Below are 21,208 nucleotides of genomic sequence, written 5' to 3'. Positions count from 1 at the left end.
GCCGCCTCACCCCGCGAGCCTGATCCCGTCCTCGCGCGCGACGACGCGGTTGCGGCCGGTGCGCTTGGCCTCGTAGAGGCAGGCATCGGCCCGGTCGATGAGCGTGTCGAGGTCCGGCTTACCGCCGGCGATCATCGAGACGCCGATGCTGACGGTGGCGCGCAGGGTGGTGCCGCCGGCCGCGATGTCGAGGGCGGCGACGCGGGCGCGCAGGCCCTCGGCGATGGTCATGGCGCAGGCCAGCGTCGTGTTGGGCAGCAGCGCGCCGAATTCCTCGCCGCCGAGCCGGCCGAACGTGTCGGTTGGGCGCAGATGCGAGCGGATGGTCGTGGCGATCGTCACCAGCACGGTATCGCCGCCGGCATGGCCCACCGTGTCATTGATGCTCTTGAAGCGGTCGACGTCGATGACCAGCATGCAGGCCGGCCAGCGCGTCGGCTCGGCAACGAGGCGCTCGGCCTCGGCCATGAAGGCGCGGCGGTTTGGCTGGCCGGTGAGCACGTCCGTCTCGGCCGCGCGGCGATAGCGCTCCTCGGCGCGGTCCTTGATCAGCAGCAGCAGCAGGAAGGAGATCATCGTCACGTGGACGAGGGCCTCGACCATGATGATGACCACGACTGGCGAGGCCTGGAGCTCCGTGGGGGCAGGGGCCGTGTTCAGCAGCGGGATGACAAGCCGCACGATGAAGACGCAGCCGTGCAGGCAGTACCAGACGATGGTCGGGATCCGGGTCGGCAGGGCTTCGCCGCGCAGGCGCCACAGGACGGCGGCCGGCGTGAAGGAGGCGATGACGACGATGGCGGAGATGTAGGTGAGGCGCGCCTCGACGCTGCCGTAAAAGTCCGGGACCTGGCACAGGAGCAGCCAGACCAGAGGCGGCAAGGCGATCAGACCCCAGGGCACCTGTCGGCGGCAGAACTGCAGCACGCCCGCGACATTCACCATGTAGGCGGAGAGGGTGAGCGCGTTGGCGACAATGATCGTCAGGGTGTCGGGTGCGATGTTCCGCATGGCCAGCATGGCCACCCCGATGCTGCCCATCACATTGGCGATGCCCCAGGTGAAGAGGCTCGGCTCCTCGCTGTTCCGCCGCGACGACATGAGCAGCAGCAGGCCGGCCGTCATGCTGACGACGACAACGGCGAGGGCAATCGTGCGCGGGTGGAGATATTCGGTCACGCGGTCATCCGTCACCTGGGACCAGGGTCCGGGCGATGGATCGCATGATGACGGGCGACGCTTGCACCTTCGTTAAGCAGGCAGGCCGCGACGACATGTCCTGATTGCGGAAAATGCAGAACCGACTTGTCGATCAAGAAACCCGGGTCGCCGGGGTCGCCGGCAACCCGGATCGTCGCGATTACCAGCGGCAGACGCGGAAGCCGCGGCGGTTGATCCAGCAGCGCCGGCGACGCCAGGGGCGGCCGCCCCAGTAGCGGCGGCGCCAGCGACGGCGGCGCCACTGCATGTCCTGCGGGGCGGCGGCAGCGGGAGCCAGGGCCTCCCGCACGCCCGTCAGGTCGGCGGGAGCCGAGGCGGGCAGGGCGTTCGCCTCGCCCGTGAAGGCGAAGGGCATGGCCGATACGGCGACACCGGCCGCCAGCGCGGTCAGCAGGGTTCTGCGGTTCATGGGCGTCCTCCTTGGATGGGTCTGCGGCCGGCGGAGACCATCGCGGCCTGATGGTGCCAACGTCGCGGCGCGCTGCCGGTTCCTCGGGCCTTGTCGTGCGGCAGAAGGTCCGGCCGCAGCGCTTTCGCCTTGACGCCACGGACAGGCTCAGCCACCTCAAGGTCCATGACGGCGAGCCCTCTCCCCCTGCCCTCGACCCTCGGACGCCTCGCGAGGCTGGTGCGCGACGAGATCGGCCTCGTCGTGGCGCTGGTGGTGATCACCGGTGGCACGCTGGCTTTCCTCCGCCTCGCGGACATCGTCGTCGACGGCGAGACCGAGGCCTTCGACCGGGCGCTGCTGCTGTTCATGCGCGATCCGGCCAATCCCGGCCTTGCGCCCGGGCCCTCCTGGCTGCCGGGCATCATGCGCGACATCACCGCGCTTGGCGGCCTCGCCGTTCTGTCGATGCTGGTGGCTTTCGCGGTGATCTACCTGCTGCTCGCCGGCAAGCGCGCGGCGGCGCTCTTCGTGCTCGTTTCGGTGATCGGCGGCACGGCGCTCAGCCATGGGCTGAAGATCGTCTTCGACAGGCCGCGGCCCGACCTCATCCCCGGGGCGCCGATCGAGCTGACGGCGAGCTTCCCCTCGGGCCATGCGATGATTTCGGCGGTGGCCTATCTGACGCTCGGCGCGCTGCTGACGCGCATCGAGGCACCCCGGCGGGTCCATGCCTTCTTCATCGGCGTCGCGGTGGTGATGACCGTGCTCATCGGCATCAGCCGCGTCTATCTCGGCGTCCACTGGCCGACGGACGTGCTGGCAGGCTGGTGCCTCGGCGCCGCCTGGGCGCTGCTCTGCTGGATCGTGGCGCTGTGGCTGCAGCGGCGCGGCCAGATCGAGCCGCGGCCGGGTCGCGAATGAGAAAAGGCCCGGCGTCCAGCCGGGCCTTCGGGATCGTCAGAGAGGCAAAGGCGTCACCACCAGATGGGACGGCGCCAATAGGGCCGGCGGCAGACCAGCTCACCCCAGCGATTGTAGAAGCAGCGACGCGGCGGACCCCAGGGACGGGGGCCCCACGGACGCGGGCCCCAGTAGCGGCGGCGCCGCCAGCCCGGACCCCAGCCCCCCCGACGCCAGCCGCCGCCACCGCGCCAGCGCCGTCCGCCACCCCAGCCACCGCCGCGGAAGCGACGGCCACCGCCGCGGAAGCCACCGCCACGGCGGCGCATCTCCAGCAGGGAGGGTTCGGATGCGGGGGCGGGGCCGAGGGCCGCGCGCACACCTGCGAGATCGGTCGCAGGGGCGCCCACGGGCGCGGCCTGGGCCGTGCCGGAGGCGAGCCCCGCTCCTGCCGCGACACCCGCGGCCAAGGTCGTCAGGAACAGTCTGCGATGCATCGGAAACATCTCCTCGTCACGAGATGCCACCACCCAGCGCCACGCTAGCAAAAAACAACGGCGGTGGCTCGTCAAAATGACGCGCGACCGCCGTCGTCGTTCCCGGTCGAAGCCCCCCGTCAGCGTCCCTGCACCTGCGAGGAGGTGAAGGCGTCGAAGGGCAGCTCGGCGACGCGGAACCAGATCTGCTCCTTGCGCCAGTAGGGCAGCCAGGAATCGTAGAACTTCTTGAAGTTGGCATTGCTGGCGGCAAGCTCGCCATAGAGCGCCTGGGCCTCCTTGAAGGCGGCGGCGAGGACGTCCTGCGGGAAGGCGCGCAGCTCCGCGCCGCTGGCGACGAGGCGGAACAGGGCGTCGGGGTTGAGGTGGTCGTATTTGGCGACCGACAGGGCGAGCGCCTCGGCGCAGGCGGCCTCGACGATAGCGCGGTAATGGGCGGGCAGGGCGTTCCAGCGTTCCAGGTTCACGAAGAACGAGACGTTGGCGCAGCCCTCCCAGAAGCCCGGGTAATAGTAGTACTTCGCGACCCGCTGGAAGCCGAGCTTCTCGTCATCCGCCGGGCCGGAGAACTCGGCGGCATCGATCGTGCCGCGCTCCAGCGAGGGATAGATGTCGCCGCCGGCGATCTGCTGGGGCACCACGCCGAGGCGGGCCATGATGGTGCCGCCGAGGCCGGCGATGCGGAACTTGAGGCCGCGCAGGTCGGCGAGCGACTTGATCTCCTTGCGGAACCAGCCGCCCATCTGCGCGCCGGTATTGCCGGAGGGGATGGCGTGGACGTTGTGGCCCTTCATGAACTCGGCGACGAGCTCGCGGCCGCCGCCCTGATAGAGCCAGGCATTGTGCTGGCGGGTGTTGAGGCCGAAGGGCAGGGAGGTGTCGAAGGCGAAGGCGGGATCCTTGCCGATATAGAAGCTCGACAGGGTGTGGCCGCATTCGATGGTGCCATTCTGGATGGCATCGAGCGCCTGGAGCGCGGGAACGATCTCGCCCGCGGCGAAGGTCTGGATCTGGAACTGGCCGTCGGTCGCCTCGGCGACGCGCTTGGCAACCTGCGTCGACAGGCCGAACAGCGTCTCGAGGCTCTTCGGATAGGACGAGGTGAGGCGCCACGAGATCTTCGGATTGGCCTGGGCGAGGGCCGGCGTCGCCAGCGCGGCGCCGGCAAGGCCTGCGCCGAGCACGCCGCGGCGCGAGGCGGGAGAGCGGGTCGAAATGGTGGACATGTTTCCTCCGTACGTCCTGATCAAGGGACGGGCTGGTCCCGCCCCCTCGGAGGCGCGGACCATAGACGGTCGGAGGATGGGTTGCTTTGCGTTCGGCTCCGGTCTGCCTCCCGCTGGCTGGCGCGTCAGAAGAACGGCGCGAAGGGAAGGACCAGAGGCACGGCTGGGCGCCGGCAGACGCGGTAGCCCCAGCGGTTGATCCAGCAACGACGATAGTAGCCGCCGCCGTAATAGGGGCCGCCGCCATAGCCCCAACCCCCGCCGCCATAATAGCGGCGGCCGTAATAGCGCCGGCCGCCGCGCCAGCCCCCGCCGCCCCAGGCGCGGCCGCGATAGGCGCCACCACCGAAGCCGGGTCCGCGGAAGCCGCCCGGGCTGCCCTGGAAGCTGCGACCGCCGCCGCCGAAGCCACGACTGCCGCCCCCGCCGCCACCGCCGAAGCCGCCGCGACCGCCTCCCCCGCCGCCGCCGCGACCGCCTCCCCCACCGCCGCCGCGGCCACCACCACCGCCGGGTCCGCGCTGCATTTCACGCAAGGCGGTGTCAGGGGCGGCAAGGACCGGCGACGCCAAGACCGGGACCACAGCGAGGCCGAGGACGGCATGGAGAAGGGATCGGCGGTGCATGGTCGTTCTCCCGGAAACGGGGGCGTCCGCGATGGACGCTCTTCTGCAAGGCCAACGCCGCCGCCGGCCCGCAGTTCCTGAAGCGATGAGGGCCGCCGCTTGGCACGGCCGGTCCGGGCCGTTATTGGTCCGCGCCTTGATCTCCTCCAGCGACGGAAGCAGGCATGACCGACGAGACCCGCGCCGCACCGCCCGACCGGCTGTCCACCGACCCCGCCAGCCCCTTCTACGATGCCGAGATCCTCTCCCGGGAGGTCGGGATCCGCTTCAAGGGCGTCGAGAAGAACAATGTCGAGGAATACTGCGTCTCCGAGGGCTGGGTGCGGGTTGTCGCCGGCAATGCGCGCGACCGGCACGGCAATCCGCTGACGGTGAAGCTCAAGGGGCCGGTCGAGCCCTATTTCAAGAGCTGAAGCGCCAGCGCGGTGCCGGCCCGGCCGGCGCCGCTGTCACAGTCCATCACCATTTTTGAACCGGATTCGGGGACATTTCGCCGGGCCGCGCCTATAAGGCTGCGACGGTGGGCGGTTCCCGCGAATCGCCCGTCGCCTCCTTCGCCGCGGATGTGACCTTCACCCCGAGACCTGCACCCATGGCCCGCAAATATTTCGGCACCGACGGCATCCGTGGTCGCGCCAATGCCTTCCCGATCACGCCGGACATGGCGATGAAGGTCGGGCAGGCCGCGGGCGTCGCGTTCCAGCGCGGCGAGCATCGCCATCGCGTGATGATCGGCAAGGACACGCGGCTCTCGGGCTACATGATCGAGAACGCGCTGGTCGCCGGCTTCACCTCGGTGGGCATGGACGTGCTGCTGGTCGGCCCGATGCCGACGCCGGCGGTTGCCATGCTGACGCGCTCCATGCGCGCCGATCTCGGCGTGATGATCTCCGCCTCCCACAATCCCTTCGACGACAACGGCATCAAGCTCTTCGCCCCCGACGGCTACAAGCTCTCCGACGAGGTGGAGAAGGAGATCGAGAGCCTGCTCGACCAGGACCTGTCGCGGAAGCTCGCGAGCTCCCGCCATCTCGGCCGCGCCAAGCGCATCGACGACGCCCAGGCGCGCTACATCGAATTCGCCAAGCGGACCCTGCCGCGCAGCCTCGATCTCGACGGCCTGCGCATCGTCATCGATTGCGCCAATGGCGCCGGCTACAAGGTCGCCCCGGCGGCGCTCTGGGAGCTCGGCGCCGAGGTGGTGACGATCGGCGACAAGCCCGACGGCTTCAACATCAACGATGCCTGCGGCTCGACCCATCCGGAGACGCTGGTGGAGAAGGTGCGCGAGATGCGCGCCGATATCGGCATCGCCCTCGATGGCGACGCGGACCGTGTGCTCATCGTCGACGAGAAGGGTCATGTGGTCGATGGCGACCAGCTCATGGCCGTCGTCGCCCAGTCCTGGCTCGAGGATGGCCGCCTCGCCCAGCCCGGCATCGTCGCGACCGTCATGTCGAACCTTGGCCTCGAGCGCTTCCTCGGCGGGCTCGGCCTGCAGCTCGCCCGCACGCCGGTCGGCGACCGCTACGTGCTGGAGCATATGCGCGAGCACGGCTTCAATGTCGGCGGCGAGCAGTCCGGCCACATCATCCTCTCCGACTATTCGACCACCGGCGATGGCCTCGTGGCGGCGCTCCAGGTCCTGGCCGTCGTCCTGAAGATGGGCCGGCCGGTCTCCGAGGTCTGCCATCGCTTCGAGCCGCTGCCGCAGATCCTCAAGAACGTCCGCTTCAAGGGCGGCAAGCCGCTGGAGGCGAAGAGCGTCGTCTCCGCCATCGACGATGCCAAGGTGAAGCTCGGCAATCACGGCCGTCTCGTCATCCGCCCCTCGGGCACCGAGCCGGTCATCCGCGTCATGGCCGAGGGCGATGACCGCGACCTCGTCGAGACGGTGGTCGACCAGATCGTCGAGGCGGTGACCAAGGCCGCCGCCTGACGGCGCCGCGGGCGGGGGAGGGCGCGCCTTTACGCGCCGTTCACCACGTCCGTTAGGGTTAAGTGGACTTTAAACAATCTGCGGCAGGCTCCGGGGTGTTGAACCCTCGGGCGCGCCTGGCACGGCGAGGCCCTCTCCCAGGACACCGCCATGCGCCGCCTGATCAGTCTCGCTTTCGCCGCCACGGCGGCGTTCGTCGCCACCGCCGCCACCGCCGCCGACATGGCGCCGCCGGTGCTGCGTGAATCCATCCCCGCCGTGCAGCCGGTCGACAATGGCGGCTGGTACCTGCGCGGCGATGTCGGCTTGGGCACCCAGACCGCCCAGCGCTGGCAGTACAACCCGAACCCGCCCGGCGGCATCACCCAGGCGACCTACCAGCACTCGCTGTCGTCGACGATGTTCATCGGCGCTGGCATCGGCTACGCCTTCAATTCTTGGTTCCGCGTCGACGCCTCGCTGGAATATCGCTCCGGCGGCCGGTTCGTCGGCCGTGACATCCTCACGGGCCCGCAGAGCTATGAGAACGTGTTGCACACCAACATGTCCTCGATCGTGGCCCTCGTGAACGGCTATATCGACCTCGGCACCTGGTGGGGCATCACCCCCTATATCGGCGGCGGCATCGGCTATGCCCACAACCGCCTCGCCCCGACCTTCGACACCGGCGTGGTCGTCGGCGTCGGCCCCTCCTCGGGCGTGATCAATGGCGGCTCCAACGGCAACTTCGCCTGGGCGCTGATGGCCGGCATGGCCTGGGATGTCTCGGCCAACACCAAGATCGAGATCGGCTACCGCTACCTCAACCTCGGCAACTTCCGCTCCGGCGCGCCGTGCCCGCTCTGCACAACGGCGGTCCAGAACTACGAGATCCGCCAGGTCACCTCGCACGATATCCGCCTCGGCCTGCGCTACGCCTTCGGCGGCTCGACCCCGGTCGCGCCGGCCCCGGTCGTCGCCCGCTACTGACCTCGCAGCACCGTTCCCCACAGCAGCGGCGCGGGCCTTTGGCCCGCGCCGTTTTCTTTTGGTCCGGGCTGGTGGGGCCACGGGTCCGCGAGGTCGCCTGCGTGGTTAATTCTTAACCTTAAATCCCCCTTAACCGCGGTCTGCGACAGTGTCGCCATGGTCATCCGCCCGGCAGGGCGGCGTCAGCGTTGCAGGACGTCCGATGAAGCGTAACCCCCGCCTTTCCCACCGCATCGCCGTCTTTGCCGCAGCCCTCTGCATGGCCGCGCCTGCGCTCGCCGCCGACCGGCGCGCCCCGCTTCCCGATGCGCCTCTCGCGCCGCCCGTGCTGCCGGAGGACTTCTCCTCCGGCTGGTATGTGCGCGGCGATCTCACCGCCAATCTCTTCCGCTCGCCGGCCATGGCGGTCTTTGACGACACGGCGAACGCGCTCGTCGAGCAGCGCGGCACCCGGGCGGGCCGCTCGCTCGGCGGGGGCCTGGGCGCCGGCTTCAAGTACAAGAGCTTCCGCCTCGACGCGACGCTCGACATCCATGGCCGCGCGACCTTCTCGGGCTTCTCACCGCCCCAGGGCAACTGGGGCTATGTCGGGCCTCTTCCCGTGCCATCGCGGCTGAACAGCTTCGGCGTCAGCGCCCAGACGCTGCTCATCAATGCCTATGCCGATCTCGGTGCCTTCGGCCCGCTGACGCCCTATGTCGGCGTCGGTCTCGGCACGGCGCGGCTCTCGGCCTCCAACTTCGTCTCGACGCCGGTGCCGGCCGCAGCAGCCCTCGGCGAGACGGTCTTCACGCCGGTCCTAGCCAACACGACCAAGTGGACGCTCGCCTGGGCCGCCATGGCGGGCGTGACGGTCGATGTGACGCCGCAGACCAAGATCGACATCGGCTACCGCTACCTGCACATGGGTTCGCTGCGCTTCATCGACACGGTGGGCGGGAGCTATCGCACGACGGTCGCGGCCCACGAGATCCGCGTCGGCCTGCGCTACATGTTCGGTGACGGGCTGGCGGGCCACTGAGCCGCCCGACGGTCCCGTCTTTTCCTTGACCTGACCCATCATTGGTCCTATCCCCATCAGCGGGACATGCCCCCCCAACGGGGCACGCCCATCTGTAAGGATGGAGACACAGATGACGACTGCCCCTGCCGCGCGTCCGCGCGTGAATACCTTTTCGTCCGGCCCCTGCGCCAAGCGCCCCGGATGGTCCCTCAAAGCTCTGGCTGACGCGCCCCTCGGGCGGTCGCACCGCGCCAAGGTCGGCAAGGCGAAGCTGAAGCTCGCCATCGACCTCACCCGCGAGGTGCTGCAGGTCCCCGCCGGCTACCGGATCGGCATCGTGCCGGCCTCCGACACCGGCGCGGTCGAGATGGCCATGTGGTCGATGCTCGGCGCCCGCGGCGTCGACATGGTCTCGTGGGAGAGCTTCGGCGAGGGTTGGGTCACCGACGTGGTGAAGCAGCTGAAGCTCAGCGACGTGCGCACCATCACCGCGCCCTATGGCGAGCTGCCGAACCTCAATAAGATCGACACCAAGACCCGCGATGTCGTCTTCACCTGGAATGGCACGACCTCGGGCGTGCGCGTGCCGAATGCCGACTGGATCGCTGGGGATCGCGAGGGCCTCACCATCTGCGACGCCACCTCGGCGGCCTTTGCCCAGCGCCTCGACTGGCCGAAGCTCGATGTCGTGACCTTCTCCTGGCAGAAGGTGCTCGGTGGCGAGGCGGCCCACGGCATGCTGATCCTCTCCCCGCGCGCGGTGGAGCGGCTCGAGACCTACAAGCCGGCCTGGCCGCTGCCGAAGATTTTCCGCATGACCAAGGGCGGCAAGCTCATCGAGGGCATCTTCGAGGGCGAGACGATCAACACGCCGTCCATGCTCTGCGTGGAGGACTATATCGACGCGCTGAAGTGGGCGCAGAAGGTCGGCGGCCTCGACGGCCTGGTGAAGCGCGCGGATGCCAACACCCGCGTCATCGCCAAGTTCGTCAAGGAGAACGACTGGATCGATTTCCTCGCGGTGAAGCCGAAGACGCGCTCCAACACCTCCGTCTGCCTCAAGTTCACCGACCCGGCCGTGACGGCCCTGCCGGCGGATGCGCAGGCGGCCTTCGCCAAGGGCGTCGTCGCGACGCTGGAGAAGGAAGGCGCCGGCCTCGACCTCGGCCATTATCGCGATGCGCCTCCCGGCCTTCGCATCTGGTGCGGCGCGACGGTGCAGGCGCGCGATCTCAAGGCGCTGATGCCGTGGATCGCCTATGCCTTCGCGCTGGAGAAGGCCAAGCTGAAGAAGGCGGCCTGAGGCTGCTGACGCAACCCTCTCCCCTTGCGGGAGAGGGTGCCCGCGTCAGCGGGCGGGTGAGGGGACTGGCCTCGCCCGCGCTGATGGCCGGCTCCATCGATCGCCGACGTTTCTCTTCCCCTCACCCGGCTGCTCCGCAGCCACCCTCTCCCACAGGGGGAGAGGGTCGGTCGGAGCCCGATTCTTCACCCCGCGCCCAAAGGCGCCCCTTCTCCGCAGGAGGAGGCCGTGGAGCCCATCATGACCAAACCTCGCGTTCTCATTTCCGACGCCCTCTCGCCCGCCGCCGTCCAGATCTTCAAGGACCGGGGCATCGAGGTCGATTTCCAGCCGTCCCTCGGCAAGGACAAGGACAAGCTCGCCGCGATCATCGGCGACTATGACGGCCTCGCCATCCGCTCGGCCAGCAAGGTGACGCCGGCGATCCTCGCCAATGCCAAGAACCTCAAGGTGATCGGCCGGGCCGGCATCGGCGTCGACAATGTCGACATCCCCGCCGCGACCGCCAAGGGCATCATCGTGATGAACACGCCCTTCGGCAATTCGATCACCACGGCCGAGCACGCCATCGCCATGATGTTCGCCATCGCCCGGCAGATCCCCGATGCCGACCGCACCACGCAGGCGGGCCTGTGGGAGAAGAACAAGTACATGGGCGTCGAGCTGACCTCGAAGACGCTCGGCATCATCGGCTGCGGCAATATCGGCTCCATCGTCGCCGACCGCGCGCTCGGCCTGAAGATGAAGGTCATCGCCTTCGATCCCTATCTCTCGCCGGAACGCGCCGTGTCGATCGGCGTCGAGAAGGTCGAGCTCGAGGACCTGCTCCGCCGCGCCGACTTCATCACCCTGCATGTGCCGATGACCGCGCAGACCAAGAACGTCCTCTCCCGCGAGGCGCTTGCGAAGACGAAGAAGGGCGTGCGCATCATCAACTGCGCCCGCGGCGGCCTCGTCGACGAGGTGGCGCTGCGCGAGGCGCTGGAGTCCGGCCATGTGGCGGGCGCGGCCTTCGACGTGTTCTCCGAGGAGCCGGCGACGGCGAACCCGCTCTTCGGCCATCCGAACGTGATCTGCACGCCGCATCTCGGCGCGGCGACCACCGAGGCGCAGGAGAATGTCGCCCTGCAGGTCGCCGAGCAGATGTCCGACTACCTCCTGTCGGGCGCCATCACCAATGCGGTGAACTTCCCCTCCATCTCGGCGGAGGATGCGCCGAAGCTGCGTCCCTTCGTGTCCCTCGCCGAGAAGCTCGGCTCCTTCCTCGGCCAGCTGACGGAAGCCCCCATCAAGGGCATCCGCATCGAGTATGAAGGCAAGGTCGCCGATCTCAACGTGCGCCCGCTGACCGCCGCCGCGGTGACCGGCGTGCTGCGGCCGTTCCTCTCCGACATCAACATGGTCAATGCCGTGCCGATCGCCAATGACAAGGGGATCACGGTGGACGAGGTGAAGCGCGAGGCGCCGGGCGGTAACCTCGAGAGCCGCATCATGATCACGGTGGAGGCCGAGGACATGCCGCGCCACGCCGCCGGCACGGTGCTGGCAGACGGCAAGCCGCGCATCGTCGAGATCCGCTCCATCGCCATGGACGCGGAGTTCGCTGATCACATGCTCTATGTCCGCAACGACGACAAGCCGGGCTTCATCGGCCGTTTCGGCTCGCTGCTCGGCGATGCGGGCGTCAACATCGCCACCTTCAACCTCGGCCGCGACACGCCCGGCGGCGATGCCATCTGCTTCGTGGCGGTGGACGAGCGCGTTTCGGACGAGCTTCTCGCGCGCATCCACGAGATCCCGCATGTGAAGCGCGCCCGGCGCCTGGCGTTCTGACGGGACGGGCTCCTCGACGGGGCCCCTCACCCTTCCCTCTCCCCGCAAGCGGGGAGAGGGGGGCGACAGCGTCGCGTTCGAGGCGACAGCGGTTGTGCTTGGCGCGCGCCATCCGGTCATGCGGACCGTCGAAGTCCCATCTCCCCGCTTGCGGGGAGAGGGACGGGTGAGGGGCCTTGCACTGACCTCTCCGGCGAAACATTCCTCACACGGCCTGCGCTAAACTCACGCCGTCGCGATTCGTCGAAAGCCCTGACCCATGTATGTCGTCGCCCGCCTGTCCTTCGGTTTCGCCGTTGGCGTCCTGGCGGTGGTGCTCGCCCTGCAGGGCGCCGTCTGGGTCTTCGGGCAGCTGGGCCTGTCGCCGGTTCAGCTCTTCCCTATGCGGGCGCCGCTGCCGGCGAGCCTCCCCGGTCTCACCCAGCCGGCCCTGCTCGGCGGCCTGTGGGGGCTGCTCTTCATCCTGATCTGGGATCGCTGGGGCCGGGACGGCATCGTCAAGGGCGCCGGCTTCGGCATCCTGTTCGGCCTCGTCGGGCCCGGCCTCGTGCTCTGGGTCGTCTGGCCGGCTCTCCAGGGCGCGGCGCTGTTCGAGGGCGGCAATGCCGGCCGCATCGCGGCGGGCGCGGCGCTCGCCTCTGCCTTCGGCATTGGCCTCGCCTGGATCGGCCAGGTTCTCAACGGCTACATGCGCTACGCCGTGCGCTGAGCCCCTCAGCGCCTATCTGGCCCCGGCGGCAATGACCCTGCGATGCGGCCGCGGACATCCTCTGTCGCCGCGACCATGACGAGGCTCGTCTTGGCGGCGGCAACGTGCAGGGCTCCCTCGACCTTCTCGGGGTTCATGAAGCCGATCTCGTGAACCGCTCGGCTCGCCCTCGCCAGGAGCTCGGAGGAGCTGCGAATGTCCTGGAGAAAAGCCTGAAGCGACGGCTTCCCGTCATCCGACGTCTCGTCCATGACCGACTGAATCACCCCATTTGTCCCCTGTATCTAATACAAGCTTGACGTATGGGAATTGGCAAGCCGTTCCGGTGAATTTGCGTCGCGGTCGGCTGTCGCAGGTGGCCTGCCGCCACCGGCTCGTCAGCGCCGGCCGCTCTCGGCAATGGCGATGCCGCCGAGGACCAGCAGCAGCGCGACGGCATGATACCAGGCGAAGATTTCGCCGAGGATCAGCGGGCCGAGGACCGCCGACCAGACAGGCACCAGGTTGACCCACAGGCCGGCCCGTCCCGGGCCGATGAGCTCCACGCCGCGCATGAAGAAGAGCTGGGCCACGAAGCCCGGCAGGACCGCGACATAGAGGATGATGAGCCAGCCGCGCAGGTCCGGCATCTGCGCCGTGCCATGGGCGATCTCGATGCCGACGAGCGGCAGCGATGAGATCAGCGCGACGATGGCGAGGCCGAGGAAGAAGGGGCGGGGGGAGATGGGCGGCCGCTCGCGCAGCGCCACCGTGTAGGCGGCATAGCCGAGACAGGCGATGAGCATCAGCAGGTCGCCGAGGTTGAAGCCAAGGCCGGTGAGGACGGCGAGATCGCCTCGCGCCGCCAGCAGGGCGACGCCGGCAATGGTGACGACGATGCCCATGGCCTGCAGCCCGGTCACCGGTGTTCGATAGACGAGATAGGCCCCGGCGAGCACCATGACCGGGATCGACCCCTGGATGATGCCGATGTTCACGGCGGTGGTGTAGACGGCGGAGATGTAGAAGAGGGCGTTGAAGCCGGTGAAACCGACCACGCCCATCACCGCCAGCCATTTCCAGTGGGCGCGGATCACCGGCCATTCCGACCGGAACGCTGCGCCGGCAATGGCGATCATCAGCGTCAGCGTCCCGACCCATCGCAGGGTGGTGAGCACCATGGGCGAGACATGGCCGATGGCGAGACGGCTTGCGATGGCGTTGCCGGCCCAGATCAAGGTGGTCGCGCCGAGGATGAGATAGGGTCGATCGTAAAGACGCATGCGCTCGCCGGAAACCGAGGGACGCGCACTATACCGGCCCGCGGGACGGGGGGCAGCGGGCGCCGCGCACGGGAGCAATGTGCGGCCCACCAGCGGTATTCCACGGGTTAACGCGAGTCATCCGTACATTGCGACAAATCCGCGTGTGCGTTTCTAACCCGCTGACGAACATGGATTTTCGAATTCATGTAGCTGTCAAGAAGAGGTCATAGAAGTATCGCGCGGCGGCCCTATCGATGGGGCCGCATCCCTCGTCCATACGGCACGGTGGTGCGACGGACGAGCCCCTCCAAGGACAGGAGCATCCTGTGAAACTCTCTCTGGTTCTTTCCGCTGCGGTGGTCGCCCTTGGCGCCGTCGCCGCGCTGCCCGGCTCGGCCGAGGCTCGCGACCGCATCCAGGCCACCGGTTCCTCGACCGTGTTCCCCTTCACCACGGCTGTTGCCGAGCGCTTCGGCCAGCGCTCCGGCAAGGCGCCGATCGTCGAGTCGACCGGCACCGGCGGCGGCATGCGCCTCTTCTGCGCCGGCGTCGGCGTGAACACGCCCGACGTCGCGAATGCCTCGCGCCGCATCACTGCCTCCGAGTTCGACACCTGCAAGAAGAACGGCGTCACGCCGATCGAGATCGTCGTCGGCTTCGACGGCATCGTCTTCGCCAACTCCAAGCAGGGCCCGGCCCTCCAGCTGACGCTCGAGCAGATCTTCCTGGCGCTCGCCGCCAAGGTGCCGAACGCCCAGGGCCAGCTGGTCGATAACCCGAACCGCAACTGGTCGGACATCGCCCCGAACCTGCCGAACGCCAAGATCGAGGTCCTCGGCCCGCCGCCGACCTCGGGCACCCGCGACGCCTTCAACGAGCTCGCCATGCTCGAGGGCTGCAAGGCCGTCCAGCGCCGCGCCAACGTGCAGATCGACAACCGCGCCTGCCAGCAGCTGCGCGCGGACGGCGCCTTCATTGAGGCCGGTGAGAACGACAACATCATCGTCCAGCGCCTTGCCGCCAACCCGTCGGCCTTCGGCGTGTTCGGCTACTCCTTCCTCGAGGAGAACCGCGACAAGATCCAGGGCGCCCGCATCAACGGCGTCGAGGACACCGTCGAGAACATCTCCTCGGGCAAGTACCCGCTCTCCCGCTCCCTCTACGTCTACGTGAAGAAGGAGCATATCGGCGTGGTCCCCGGCCTGCAGGAGTTCATCAACGAGTACGTCTCCGACCAGGCCATGGGCGATGACGGCTATCTCGAGAAGAAGGGCCTCGTCCCGCTGCCGGCCGACCGTCGCGAGGCGGTGTCCCGCGCGGCGCGCGCCGCCACCGGCATGGCCGGTCTCTGATCCAGCGCTACGCATGAGGAGGCCCGGTTCGCCGGGCCTCCCGCATCAGGGCCCTGCACCTGCCGGGTCCAGTCAAGACGGGCGGTTTTCCGATGTTCCTGACCCTGTTCGGCCTCCTGGTGGCGGTTGCCGTCGCCTGCTTCATCATCGGCCGGAGTCGCTCCGTCTCCCTTGCCGGCGCCAACTACGCCTCGCTGCATTCGTTGCCCGGCTATCACGGCTCCTGGCTCGCCCTGACCACGGTCGGCCTTCCGCTCCTCATCCTCATCGTCTGGTCCATCGTGGCGCCGAATATCCTGCGCCAGATGTTGATCGGCCAGTTCTCGGGCCAGCTCGGCACGGCCAGCGCGGCCCAGCTCGACGGCTTCTGGCGTGACATCCAGGCGCTGGCCTTTGGCGGCACGGCGGGCATCCGCGACGCCGTCCGCACCGAGGCGGCCGGTGTCCTCGCCTCCCGCCAGTGGGTCTCCACGGGCCTGATGATCGCGACCATGTCGGCGGTCGGCATTGGCGGCTTCATCTACGGCTTCGGCGCCATCAACCCCGCCTTCCGCGCCCGCCACAAGGTCGAGGCGGCGGTGAAGGTCTTCCTCGCGGTCTCGGCCACCATCGCCATCCTGACAACGATCGGCATCGTCGTCTCGCTCATCACCGAGTCGATGCGCTTCTTCTCGATGGTCAGCCCCATCGACTTCCTCTTCGGCCTCACCTGGACGCCGCAGCAGATGGCCTTCCGCGCCGACCAGGTCGGCGGCAATGCGGCCTTCGGCTTCATCCCGCTGCTCACCGGCACGCTGCTCATCACCTTCATCGCGATGATCGTGGCCGCGCCGCTCGGCATCATGGCGGCGGTGTACCTGTCCGACTACGCGAGCCCCCAGGTGCGTGCCGTCGGCAAGCCGGTCCTCGAAATCCTCGCGGGCATCCCGACCGTCGTCTACGGCTTCTTCGCCGCGCTGACGGTTGCCCCCTTCATCCGCAACACCGGCCATGCGCTGGGCCTTGAGGTCGCCTCCGAGAGCGCGCTGGCGGCCGGCGTGGTCATGGGCATCATGATCGTGCCCTTCGTCTCCTCGCTCTCCGACGACGTCATCAACGCCGTGCCCCAGTCGCTGCGCGATGGCTCGGCGGGCCTCGGCGCCACCAAGTCGGAGACCATCCGCAAGGTGGTGCTGCCGGCAGCGCTGCCGGGCATCGTCTCCGCCCTGGTGCTCGCCGTGTCGCGCGCCATGGGCGAGACCATGATCGTGGTCATGGCCGCGGGCCTTGCCGCCAACCTCACGCTGAACCCGCTGGAAGCCGTGACCACCGTGACCGTGCAGATCGGCACGCTGCTCACCGGCGACCAGGAATTCGACAGCCCGAAGACCCTCGCCGCCTTCGGCCTCGGCCTGGTGCTCTTCGTCGTGACCCTTTCGCTCAACCTCGTCGCGCTGCGCGTCGTCAACAAGTATCGGGAACAGTATGACTGACGTCTCGCTGCCCAGGATCGCCACCGATCTGCATACCAACGACCAGGCCAAGGGTCGCCTGAAGGCGCGTTACCGGTCGGAGTTCATCTTCCAGGCCCTCGGCCTCGGCGCTCTGCTGATCGCCGCCGGCTTCCTCGTCATCTTCCTGTCGACGATCATCACCCAGGCCATCCCGGCCTTCACGCAGAACTATGTGAAGCTGACGATCGAGCTGAAGCCGGAGACTTTCAACCCGCAGAATGCGACGGGCGCCGACCTCGTGAAGGCGATCGACACCGCCAATTTCGACGGCATCACCGCCGCCGCCATGCGGACCTTCTTCCCCGGTGCGACGGACCGCGCCGCCCGGCGCGCCCTCGGCAACGTCCTGTCGTCCGGCGCGCCCACGTCCATGCGCCGGCAGGTGGTGGCGAACCCCTCCTGGATCGGCACGACGCAGACCTTCTACCTGCCGCTCGACGACAATGCCGACCTTTTCCTGAAGGGCCTCCTGGCGCCGACGGATACGATGAAGGGCGCCGGCGACCTCAGCCTGTCGGGCACCTCGGGCCAGGTGCAGCTCACCGCCACGGCCAGCAATTTCCAGCCGCTGCTCGCCGCCATCAAGGCGCAGCTCATCACCGTGCGCGACACGCTGCAGCGTGACCTTGCCGGCCGCGAGCGGGTCACCGCAGGCCTCGAGCGCGACATCGCCGCCCTCGTCCGCAGCGTCGAGGCCGCCGGTCCCGCGGACCGCGAGCGCCTGCAGGGCCGGGTGGAGAGCGAGCGTCGCCAGCTTGCCTCCAACCAGAACGATGTGGCGCAGATGCGCCAGCGTCTGGAGCAGCTGAACCAGCGCATCGCTGGGGCGGATGCCTCGGAGAGCCTCGACAACACGGTCGCCAGCTATTTCGTGAAGATCAACGGCGGCATCATCAAGCTCGCCCGGATCGAGGCCTCCAGCGCCACCGGCGAGGTGCTCGTCGCCCCGACGTCGGCCGGTACGGCCGCGGCCGGCACATGGGAGATCGTCCGCATCGCACAGGCCGAGACCAATCGCCGCCTGCCGGACCGCGAGATCGCCTTCCTCATGGCGATGAAGGAGCGCGGCCTCGTCGAGCAGCGCATCTCCCGGGAGTTCTTCCTCGGGGGCGCGTCGCGCGAGGCCGAGCTCGCCGGCGTCTGGGTCGCCATCGTCGGCTCGTTCCTCACCCTCCTCATCACGCTCGGCCTGTCCTTCCCGATCGGCGTCGCGGCGGCGGTCTATCTGGAGGAGTTCGCGCCGAAGAACCGGTTCACCGAGATCATCGAGGTGAACATCAACAACCTCGCGGCGGTCCCGTCGATCATCTACGGCCTGCTGGGCCTCGCGGTGTTTCTCAATGTCTTCGGCATGCCGCGCTCGGCCCCGGTCGTCGGCGGCTTCGTCCTCGCCCTGATGACGCTGCCCATCATCATCATCGCCTCTCGGGCGGCGATCCGCGCGGTGCCGCCCTCGGTGAAGGAGGCGGCGCTGGGCGTTGGCGCCTCGCACCAGCAGGCGGTGTTCCACCACGTCCTGCCGCTGGCCATGCCCGGCATCCTCACCGGCACGATCCTTGGCATGGCGCATGCCCTCGGCGAGACCGCGCCGCTGCTGATGATCGGCATGGTCGCCTTCGTGGTGGACGCGCCGAACAGCATCACCGACGCGGCGACGCTGCTGCCGGTGCAGATCTTCATGTGGGCCGATTTCCCCGAGCAGGCCTTCCAGAGCAAGACGGCGGCGGCCATCGTGGTGCTGCTCGTCTTCCTCATCCTCATGAACGCGGTCGCCGTGTTCCTGCGCAAGAAGTTCGAGCGCCGCTGGTGAGCCGCCGGTGCCTCAGGTAAAGGATGTATCGATGAACTCGCTTCCCACCTTCCAGACGACGGCGGTCGAGTCCACCGCCCCGATGGCGGCGACCCGACCGAAGATCACCGGCCGGAACGTCAACGTCTTCTATGGCGAGAAGCACGCCATCAAGGACGTGAACGTCGACATTCCCGAGCGCTCGGTCATGGCCTTCATCGGTCCGTCGGGCTGCGGCAAGTCGACCTTCCTGCGCTGCATCAACCGGATGAACGACACGATCTCGATCTGCCGTGTCACCGGCAACATCAACATCGACGACCAGGACATCTACGACCGCGACCTCGACGTGGTGCAGCTGCGCGCCCGGGTCGGCATGGTGTTCCAGAAGCCGAACCCGTTCCCGAAGTCGATCTACGAGAACGTGGCCTATGGCCCGCGCATCCACGGCCTGGTGAAGAGCAAGACCGATCTCGACGAGGTCGTCGAGACCTCGCTGAAGAAGGCGAGCCTGTGGAACGAGGTGAAGGACCGCCTGCAGGAATCCGGCACCGGCCTGTCGGGTGGTCAGCAGCAGCGCCTCTGCATCGCCCGCGCCATCGCCGTCTCGCCCGAGGTGATCCTGATGGACGAGCCCTGCTCGGCGCTCGACCCCATCGCCACCGCCAAGATCGAGGAGCTGATCGACGAGCTGAAGCAGAACTTCACCATCGTCATCGTCACCCACTCGATGCAGCAGGCCGCCCGCGTGTCGCAGCGCACCGCCTTCTTCCACCTCGGCGTTCTCGTCGAGGAGGGCGCAACGGACCAGATCTTCACCAACCCGACCGACACGCGCACCCGCGACTACATCACCGGCCGCTTCGGCTGATTTTGGACGGATCGCCGCCGCGGTTGAGCCCCGCGGCGGCCCCATTCCGGCGTCCTCATGCGGTGCCCTGACACCCGGAGGATCGCCATGCCCCGCCTCGCCGCGCCCGCCTCGAGTATCCTCGCCCTGGCGCTTGCCTGCACCGCCGCCCTGCCGGCGCTGGCCGCCGACATTCCCGTTGCCTCGCGGCCCGACGCCGTCACCGTGTTTCCGGATGGGGCGAGCGTCACCCGCCGCCTCACCGTCTCCGTCCCGGCGGGCGAGCATGTGCTGGTCATCGACGACCTGCCGCTCACCGCCGATCCCGGGTCGATCCGCCTGCAGGGCGCGGGCACCGGGAGCCTTGCCATCAACGCCGTCGATGCCCGCCAGCCGCGGCCGACGGAGCGGCGCGACCCTGCGCTGGTCCAGCGCCTGGAGACGCTCAAGGACGAGCGCCAGTCCCTCGACGACCGGATCGCCGCCGAGCGGGTGAGGAAGCGCGCGGCCGAAGCGTTGGTCTCTCCGGGCACGCTGGCCGGCGGCGAGCGTGGCCTCGTCATCGCCGAGGCGCGGCAGGCCCTCGCGGCGGCCCATGAGGAGACCCTTGCGGCCGACCGCGCCATCCGCCAGGCCGAACAGGCCCAGCGCGGCCTCGACCGCTCGATCGCGGAGATCGAGGCGCAGCTGCGCGCCCAGCCGCCGCGACGGCTCGAAGCCCGCATCGCGGTGGAGGCTGCCCAGGCCTTCCGCGGCGAACTGACCCTCACCTATGCCGTGCGCCAGGCCCGCTGGGCGCCGGTCTATGACGCCCGCCTCGTCACGACGGCGGCGAAGCCCCAGCTCGAGCTCGTCCGCCGCGCCGACATCCGCCAGCAGACCGGCGAGGACTGGACGGATGTCGCGCTCACCGTGTCCACCGCGCGGGTGGCGCGGGGAGGGGCTGCGCCGGTGCTGCAGCCGCTGGTCCTGCGCTTCCACGACCCCGAGGCGATGCGCGACCGATCGGCGGTCTCCGGCATGCCGCGTCCCCTCGCCATGCCGGCTCCGGCGGCTCCCGCCCGCGAGCAGGCAGAAGCTTCCACCGCACGGGCGGTTGAGCAGGAGGCCGTCGCGGAAGTCGGTGCCTTCCAGGCGAGTTTCGTCGTGCCGGGCCGTGCCCAGGTCGCCTCGGGCGACGGCTCCCGCACGCTGCGCATCGCCTCCGCGACGCTCGAACCCGACCTCGTGTCGCGGGTCGTGCCCAGCCTTGACACGACCGCCTTCCTGGAGGCGCGCTTCCGCCATGGCGAGGATGTGCCGCTCATGGCCGGGCCGGTGAGTCTCTATCGCGATGGCATCTTCGCCGGGCGCGGGCAGATCGGCGCGGCGACGCGCGAGGACGAGGTGAAGCTCGGCTTCGGCCCCGACGACCTCCTGCGCGTCGAGCATCAGGTCGTGCGGCGGACCGATGGCTCCTCCGGCATCATCTCCACCTCGCGGACCGAGGAGCGCGAGTTCCGCTTCGTCCTGCGCAACGGCGCGCAGGTCGCCCGCCGCGTGGTGGTCGAGGACCGCATCCCCGTGCCTGAACAGCAGGAGATCACGGTCGAGCCGCTGCCGGGCGTGACGGCGCCGACCCTGCGCGAGCCGGACGGGAGGCGCGGCATCGTCGCCTGGAGCCTCGACCTCGCTCCGGGCACCAGCCGCGACATCCGCCACGGCTGGCGGATCCGCTGGCCGGCCGACAAACGCGTGCAGCAGGTCCAGGGAAGGTCGTGACGGGCCGGAGGCGCGGCGCTCCCGCGCCCGCCGGACCAAGCGGCGGTGGAAGGTGGCCGGCTCCACACTTGCCACCCTCGCGATGATCCATTATCCGCACAG

General features: G+C 68.9%; 19 protein-coding genes and 2 pseudogenes. 14 read left to right on the top strand and 7 right to left on the bottom strand.

Translation table 11 applies throughout. The annotated features are described in order from the left end of the window. Positions 1–6: 6 nt before the first annotated feature. Both C8P69_RS12460 and C8P69_RS12455 read right to left on the bottom strand, forming a co-directional pair. Entirely contained in the window at positions 7–1,179 is a 1,173-nt protein-coding gene (locus tag C8P69_RS12460; protein WP_108177618.1) for a GGDEF domain-containing protein, read from the bottom strand. Between the two features lie 181 nt (positions 1,180–1,360). Continuing rightward, positions 1,361–1,630, bottom strand: coding sequence for a twin-arginine translocation (Tat) (locus tag C8P69_RS12455; RefSeq protein WP_108177616.1), 270 nt, complete (start codon positions 1,628–1,630; stop codon positions 1,361–1,363). 165 nt (positions 1,631–1,795) lie between these two features. On the opposite strand from C8P69_RS12455, the gene C8P69_RS12450 reads away from it, so the two are divergent. After that, complete coding sequence (locus C8P69_RS12450; RefSeq protein ID WP_108177614.1) at positions 1,796–2,533, top strand: phosphatase PAP2 family protein; 738 nt, start codon at positions 1,796–1,798, stop codon at positions 2,531–2,533. A gap of 53 nt (positions 2,534–2,586) precedes the next feature. Here the strand turns inward: C8P69_RS12450 and C8P69_RS12445 are convergent, their stop codons facing one another. The 3 genes from C8P69_RS12445 to C8P69_RS24075 all read right to left on the bottom strand — a co-directional run bounded on the left by C8P69_RS12445 (position 2,587) and on the right by C8P69_RS24075 (position 4,861). Beyond that, entirely contained in the window at positions 2,587–3,009 is a 423-nt protein-coding gene (locus C8P69_RS12445; protein ID WP_108177612.1) for a hypothetical protein, read from the bottom strand. A 119-nt stretch (positions 3,010–3,128) separates the two neighbouring features. Further along, positions 3,129–4,226: a TRAP transporter substrate-binding protein gene (locus C8P69_RS12440; protein ID WP_425440759.1), complete on the bottom strand. Its 1,098-nt coding sequence runs from the start codon at positions 4,224–4,226 to the stop codon at positions 3,129–3,131. A 134-nt stretch (positions 4,227–4,360) separates the two neighbouring features. Next, positions 4,361–4,861, bottom strand: coding sequence for a hypothetical protein (locus C8P69_RS24075; RefSeq protein ID WP_211353823.1), 501 nt, complete (start codon positions 4,859–4,861; stop codon positions 4,361–4,363). 164 nt (positions 4,862–5,025) lie between these two features. Here C8P69_RS24075 and C8P69_RS12430 point away from each other — a divergent pair, with 164 nt between their 5' ends. The 7 genes from C8P69_RS12430 to C8P69_RS12400 all read left to right on the top strand — a co-directional run bounded on the left by C8P69_RS12430 (position 5,026) and on the right by C8P69_RS12400 (position 12,617). Next, positions 5,026–5,274 (top strand): DUF3297 family protein, encoded by a 249-nt coding sequence (locus C8P69_RS12430; protein WP_108177608.1) that lies wholly within the window; start codon positions 5,026–5,028, stop codon positions 5,272–5,274. A 179-nt stretch (positions 5,275–5,453) separates the two neighbouring features. After that, entirely contained in the window at positions 5,454–6,800 is a 1,347-nt protein-coding gene (gene glmM, locus C8P69_RS12425) for a phosphoglucosamine mutase (protein ID WP_108177606.1), read from the top strand. 150 nt (positions 6,801–6,950) lie between these two features. Then, positions 6,951–7,769 (top strand): outer membrane protein, encoded by an 819-nt coding sequence (locus C8P69_RS12420; RefSeq protein WP_108177604.1) that lies wholly within the window; start codon positions 6,951–6,953, stop codon positions 7,767–7,769. A 202-nt stretch (positions 7,770–7,971) separates the two neighbouring features. Further along, positions 7,972–8,790, top strand: coding sequence for an outer membrane protein (locus C8P69_RS12415; RefSeq protein ID WP_108177602.1), 819 nt, complete (start codon positions 7,972–7,974; stop codon positions 8,788–8,790). A gap of 112 nt (positions 8,791–8,902) precedes the next feature. Beyond that, positions 8,903–10,075: a phosphoserine transaminase gene (locus tag C8P69_RS12410; protein WP_108177600.1), complete on the top strand. Its 1,173-nt coding sequence runs from the start codon at positions 8,903–8,905 to the stop codon at positions 10,073–10,075. Between the two features lie 240 nt (positions 10,076–10,315). After that, the gene (gene serA, locus C8P69_RS12405) at positions 10,316–11,908 is read left to right on the top strand and encodes a phosphoglycerate dehydrogenase (RefSeq protein ID WP_108178111.1); all 1,593 of its coding nucleotides are present in this window, start codon (positions 10,316–10,318) and stop codon (positions 11,906–11,908) included. 259 nt (positions 11,909–12,167) lie between these two features. Further along, positions 12,168–12,617, top strand: coding sequence for a hypothetical protein (locus tag C8P69_RS12400; RefSeq protein WP_108177598.1), 450 nt, complete (start codon positions 12,168–12,170; stop codon positions 12,615–12,617). A 5-nt stretch (positions 12,618–12,622) separates the two neighbouring features. On the opposite strand, the gene C8P69_RS12395 is transcribed toward C8P69_RS12400, so the two are convergent. Then, the gene (locus C8P69_RS12395) at positions 12,623–12,883 is read right to left on the bottom strand and encodes a hypothetical protein (RefSeq protein WP_108177596.1); all 261 of its coding nucleotides are present in this window, start codon (positions 12,881–12,883) and stop codon (positions 12,623–12,625) included. A gap of 111 nt (positions 12,884–12,994) precedes the next feature. Then, a complete protein-coding gene (locus C8P69_RS12390) occupies positions 12,995–13,879 on the bottom strand; it encodes a DMT family transporter (protein ID WP_108177594.1) in 885 nt (294 codons plus the stop codon). A gap of 308 nt (positions 13,880–14,187) precedes the next feature. Here C8P69_RS12390 and C8P69_RS12385 point away from each other — a divergent pair, with 308 nt between their 5' ends. The 6 genes and pseudogenes from C8P69_RS12385 to C8P69_RS12365 all read left to right on the top strand — a co-directional run bounded on the left by C8P69_RS12385 (position 14,188) and on the right by C8P69_RS12365 (position 21,106). Beyond that, complete coding sequence (locus tag C8P69_RS12385) at positions 14,188–15,213, top strand: substrate-binding domain-containing protein (protein ID WP_245902015.1); 1,026 nt, start codon at positions 14,188–14,190, stop codon at positions 15,211–15,213. A gap of 92 nt (positions 15,214–15,305) precedes the next feature. Beyond that, the gene (gene pstC / locus C8P69_RS12380; protein WP_108177591.1) at positions 15,306–16,685 is read left to right on the top strand and encodes a phosphate ABC transporter permease subunit PstC; all 1,380 of its coding nucleotides are present in this window, start codon (positions 15,306–15,308) and stop codon (positions 16,683–16,685) included. After that, positions 16,678–17,163, top strand: a pseudogene (locus tag C8P69_RS24240) (DUF3333 domain-containing protein); the annotation flags it as partial. The gene pstC and the pseudogene C8P69_RS24240, both read left to right, overlap by 8 nt. 567 nt (positions 17,164–17,730) lie before the next feature. Then, a pseudogene (gene pstA, locus C8P69_RS24235) lies at positions 17,731–18,516 on the top strand (phosphate ABC transporter permease PstA); the annotation flags it as partial. A gap of 82 nt (positions 18,517–18,598) precedes the next feature. Beyond that, positions 18,599–19,366, top strand: coding sequence for a phosphate ABC transporter ATP-binding protein PstB (gene pstB, locus C8P69_RS12370; RefSeq protein WP_245902044.1), 768 nt, complete (start codon positions 18,599–18,601; stop codon positions 19,364–19,366). A gap of 87 nt (positions 19,367–19,453) precedes the next feature. Next, positions 19,454–21,106, top strand: coding sequence for a mucoidy inhibitor MuiA family protein (locus C8P69_RS12365; protein ID WP_108177585.1), 1,653 nt, complete (start codon positions 19,454–19,456; stop codon positions 21,104–21,106). Positions 21,107–21,208 lie beyond the last annotated feature (102 nt).

It is taken from the genome of Phreatobacter oligotrophus (assembly GCF_003046185.1).
GTDB lineage: Bacteria > Pseudomonadota > Alphaproteobacteria > Rhizobiales > Phreatobacteraceae > Phreatobacter > Phreatobacter oligotrophus.
The sequence above is the reverse complement of the archived record's forward strand: the minus strand, read 5'-3'. Positions and strand labels throughout refer to the sequence as shown.

Coding starts and splice junctions, on each gene's coding strand:
- C8P69_RS12455 (WP_108177616.1), bottom strand. CDS start 1,630: ATGAACCGCAGAACCCTGCTGACCGCGCTGGCGGCCGGTGTCGCCGTA.
- C8P69_RS12450 (WP_108177614.1), top strand. CDS start 1,796: ATGACGGCGAGCCCTCTCCCCCTGCCCTCGACCCTCGGACGCCTCGCG.
- C8P69_RS12445 (WP_108177612.1), bottom strand. CDS start 3,009: ATGCATCGCAGACTGTTCCTGACGACCTTGGCCGCGGGTGTCGCGGCA.
- C8P69_RS24075 (WP_211353823.1), bottom strand. CDS start 4,861: ATGCACCGCCGATCCCTTCTCCATGCCGTCCTCGGCCTCGCTGTGGTC.
- C8P69_RS12430 (WP_108177608.1), top strand. CDS start 5,026: ATGACCGACGAGACCCGCGCCGCACCGCCCGACCGGCTGTCCACCGAC.
- glmM (WP_108177606.1), top strand. CDS start 5,454: ATGGCCCGCAAATATTTCGGCACCGACGGCATCCGTGGTCGCGCCAAT.
- C8P69_RS12420 (WP_108177604.1), top strand. CDS start 6,951: ATGCGCCGCCTGATCAGTCTCGCTTTCGCCGCCACGGCGGCGTTCGTC.
- C8P69_RS12415 (WP_108177602.1), top strand. CDS start 7,972: ATGAAGCGTAACCCCCGCCTTTCCCACCGCATCGCCGTCTTTGCCGCA.
- C8P69_RS12410 (WP_108177600.1), top strand. CDS start 8,903: ATGACGACTGCCCCTGCCGCGCGTCCGCGCGTGAATACCTTTTCGTCC.
- serA (WP_108178111.1), top strand. CDS start 10,316: ATGACCAAACCTCGCGTTCTCATTTCCGACGCCCTCTCGCCCGCCGCC.
- C8P69_RS12400 (WP_108177598.1), top strand. CDS start 12,168: ATGTATGTCGTCGCCCGCCTGTCCTTCGGTTTCGCCGTTGGCGTCCTG.
- C8P69_RS12390 (WP_108177594.1), bottom strand. CDS start 13,879: ATGCGTCTTTACGATCGACCCTATCTCATCCTCGGCGCGACCACCTTG.
- pstC (WP_108177591.1), top strand. CDS start 15,306: ATGTTCCTGACCCTGTTCGGCCTCCTGGTGGCGGTTGCCGTCGCCTGC.
- pstB (WP_245902044.1), top strand. CDS start 18,599: ATGGCGGCGACCCGACCGAAGATCACCGGCCGGAACGTCAACGTCTTC.
- C8P69_RS12365 (WP_108177585.1), top strand. CDS start 19,454: ATGCCCCGCCTCGCCGCGCCCGCCTCGAGTATCCTCGCCCTGGCGCTT.